We start from the raw sequence: 688 nt of genomic DNA, 5'->3' as shown, positions 1-688 counted from the left end.
ACTCGCCGCCAATCGGAGATGGCCTCGGAAACGGAGTCGTCGATGTAGTCTGCGTTCAGGTTTAACGTCACCTCCGACCCTTCCGGCAGCTTCGAGAGCACCGTGGTCAGGCGGGGCAGCAGCAGGAAGCTCAACGTGCCGTCGATATCGACCCGCCATCGCTTGGACTGCTCGCCGCCGACCGGCTTGACCTCGACGGGCGCGCGTACCACCCGCACCAACAGGAATACGATCGCCACGACCAGCCCGATGGCCACGCCTTCCAGCAGATTGAGGAACACCACACACACGATGGTGATGGCGTAGATTACGAAATTGCCTGTGCGCCAAGCTAGTTTGATGTGCGCCAGCTTGACCAGCTGGGCACCGATCACGATGAGCAGGCCGGCCAGCGCCGCCTTGGGAATCAGTTCCACCAGGTTGGTGAACAGTGACGCAAACAGCAGGATCCACACTCCGTGCAGGATCGTCGACATCCGGGTTCGGGCGCCGGCGGCCACGTTGGCCGAGCTGCGCACGATGACACCGGTGATGGGCAGCCCGCCGAGCAATCCGGACACCACGTTCGCGCTGCCCTGCCCGACCATCTCCCGGTTGAAGTCGGTGCGCGGGCCGTGATGCAGCTTGTCGACACCGACCGCCGACAGCAGCGATTCGACGCTTGCGATCAGCGCAATGGTGAGGACAC

The 688-nt window shown here is 63.5% G+C and carries 1 protein-coding gene; it reads right to left on the bottom strand.

Going from position 1 to position 688, the window contains the following annotated elements; all coding sequences use genetic code 4:
- Positions 1-688, bottom strand: a 688-nt coding sequence (locus tag FJO69_RS07715) for a SulP family inorganic anion transporter (RefSeq protein WP_140781572.1), incomplete at both ends; no start/stop codon positions are given.

The organism is [Mycoplasma] falconis (genome assembly GCF_006385795.1).
GTDB lineage: Bacteria > Bacillota_I > Bacilli_A > Mycoplasmatales > Metamycoplasmataceae > Metamycoplasma > Metamycoplasma falconis.
This window is presented reverse-complemented; position numbering and strand designations above follow the sequence as displayed.